Annotated in this window: 1 protein-coding gene; it reads right to left on the bottom strand. The window is 73.6% G+C overall.

The annotated features are described in order from the left end of the window. A partial coding sequence (locus H0X00_RS23075; RefSeq protein ID WP_293775149.1) for an AAA family ATPase occupies positions 1-2,997 on the bottom strand: 2,997 nt, incomplete at both ends.

The raw sequence follows: 2,997 nt of genomic DNA, 5'->3' as shown, positions 1-2,997 counted from the left end.
CAGCGCGGACCGGGCACCGGCGGGCACCAGCGCGGCCAATTCGGGCGGGGTGAGCTCGGCGGCGGGCGCGACGACGATCGGCCGGCCCAACGCGGCAAGGGTGTCGACGGCGGCGGCCAGCGACGGGTCGACCTGCGAGCGGTTCCAGGCCGAGGTCAGGCCGACGACCCGGCAGGAGTCCGCGCGCAGCAAGGACACGGCGACCTCCCGAACCGCGGCGACGATCTCCCGATCGGAGTCGGCGGCGGCCAGGCGCACCCCGGACTCCAACAGGGCCTCGAACCGGTCGGCCAGGCCGAGGTCGGCGCGTTCCGCGCGACCGCTGTCCCACGGGGTCGCCCGCTCGGCCTCGATCGGGATCAGCAGTTCCAGGCCGAGGCGTTCGGCCTCGGCGCGGGTCTGCGCGAGCTCGCCCCAGGCGGCCCGGTCGGTGGCGACGTCGATGCTGCGCTGCAGGAGTCGCCGGGCCCGCCAGGAGTTGCCGAGCAACGCCGAAACGAGGCCCCGCTCGCGCAACGCGTGCGGGCGATCGTTGCGGAACATCCGGGCATATCTGACGGCTCGTCGGGCATCGCGCCGGGCCTTCCACAAGGCCCGGCGTCGAGCCGCCGGCAGCAGCTCACGCTCCGCGGCCTCGCGGCGCACGGTGGCCAGCCAGGCCAGCGCCGGCACCAGGTAGGAGTTGGTCGGGCGGGCCCTTCGCACGATCCCGGACGCGTGCTCCAGACGGGAGATGGCGCCGGAGAGGTCACCGTCGTGACGCAGCCGCAGCGCGTCGGCCTGCAGCGAGGCGATCCGGACCTCGATGTCCGCGCCCTGGCGGCGCAGCGCGCGCTGGGTCTGCGCGGTGCGGACCCGGCCGTCGGTCGCCTTGGCCAGCACCTCGAGGGCGGTCACCTCGGCGTTGGCGTCCCCGAGGTCGACCCCGATGCGGTGGACGCGCGACGCCTCCTCCAGGGCCTCCTGCATCCGCCCGATCCGGTAGAGGCACATCGAGCGGTTGCGGGCGGCGAAGCTGGTCTCCCAGCGGTCTCCGTACTCCCCCAGCAGCTTGATCGCCTCGGCGGCAACGATCTCCGCCTCTCCGTAGCGGCCGGCCGCGTGCAGCACACAGGTCCGCATGCTCTTCGCGTGACCCTGTCCGCGCACGTCGTGATGGGCCTTCGAGATCGACTCCGAGATCTCGGTGTAGCGCAGACCCCGCTTCCACAGGAACGGCACCGTCAGCGCCAGCGCGCCGCCCCACACCCCGTAGGCGTGAGCCAGCTGCCGGGTGTTCGGGCACCGTTCCGCCACGTTGACCTGACGGACCATCAGCCACATGGTCTCCATGCGCTGGGACTTGAACCAGCGCGGGTACTGCAGCTGCGTGTAGAGGTGGGCCCGGAGCAGGTCCTTCTCCGTCGGCGCCGGTCCGCCGGTGCGGCGCCCCGGTAGCCCGCGCAGCATCCGGCGCAGCAGTTCCCAGGTCAGGGACAGCACGACCGTGACCGAGCGGCGCGGGATCCGCTCACCGAGGATCGCCAGCCCGGTCTCCAGGTGCGCGGCCGCGCCCTCCAGGTCGTCCCGGCGGAACACCAGTTCCCCGAGCCGACCCTCCATCCGGGCCACCGCGATGTCGTTGGCGGCCAGCGCCCGGGCCCGCTCGAAGCGATCCGCGGACTCGTCGTAGCGCCCGCGCAGCATGAGGATCTCGCCGAGCATCTCCGAGACCTCGAACGAGGCGGCCGACGAGCCCGAGGCCATCCCGCGCTCGGCGATCCGGTAGTTGCGTTCGGCCAGTTCGAGGTCGTGCTGGGAGCGGGCGATCGCGGCCGAGCGCAGTGCGTAGGGCAGCGCCCGTTCGGCGTGCCCGCCGGCGTCGAAGTGGTGCGCCAGTTCGAAGGCGCGGTTCGGCTCGACGGCTTCGATCTGCTCGGCGATCCGGCGGTGCAGCGTCGACAGATTCCCGGGTTCGATGTCGGCGAGCAGGGAGCTGCGCAGCCGGTCGTGCACGATGGTGAACCGGTCGCCGGCATCCCAGACCAGGCCGCGTTCCTCGGCCTGGCGGACTGCGCGTTCGGCCTGGCCCAGTGAGAGCCCGGTGAGCGGCGCGACCGCGGTGAGGGTGAACGAGCGCCCGTAGACGGCGCCGGCCTGCAGCACCCGGCGGGTCACGCCGTCCAGCAGCGAGATCCGGCGGCCGAGGATCGCCGCGGACTCCTGGGAAGCCTGGAAACCGTCGGAGGGCGCAGTCAATTCCCACCCCTCCGGGGTAGGGGCCAGCGCACCGGACTCGACCAGCCCGCGCAGCACGGCGCCGATCATCAGCGGCTCGCCGCGGGAAAGTTCGTCAACCAGGGCGGGCAGCTCGGGCGGCACGTCGCCGGCCATCGAGCGGACCACCTCGGCCACCTCGACGGCGTCCAGCGGCGGCAGGTCGACCACCGGCAGGCCGGGTGAGGTCAGCAGCGGGTGATCCGCCGTCACATCCTCCGGCCGCAACGCGACGACCAGCGCGAGGTGGGCCGGAAGTGCGCCGTGCTGGGCGTCACGGGCGAAGCTGGTGAGCACCTCGACGGTCAATTCATCGGCCCACTGGCAGTCGTCCAGCATCACGACCACCGGGCGATCGACGCTGCCCAGTGTGGTCAGCAACGTCGTGATGGCGGAGACCGCGCGGGCGCGGGCGTGCTCGCCGAAATGCGGACCGCCGTCCACGGCCGGCAGCACCTCGGACAGGCCCGGCAGCACGTCGCGCAGGGTGGGGGCGGCCGCGGCGAGCTCGGCGATCAGACGGTCCCTCAGATCCGGGTCCAGGGAGGCTTCGGCGACGATGCCCTCGACGACCCCGACGAGCACCTGGAGCGGGTGCTGGGCCGCGCCCTCGACGCCGCCGCCGCGCAGTACCCACACCCCGCGCTCGGAGACCCGGGCGGCGAACTCGGCCAGGAGCCGGGACTTGCCGCCACCGGAGACGCCGGCGACCACGGCGCACGCGGCGACGCCGTGCCGGGC

This window comes from Sporichthya sp. (assembly GCF_013815995.1).
Taxonomy (GTDB): Bacteria; Actinomycetota; Actinomycetes; order Sporichthyales; family Sporichthyaceae; genus Sporichthya.
This window is presented reverse-complemented; position numbering and strand designations above follow the sequence as displayed.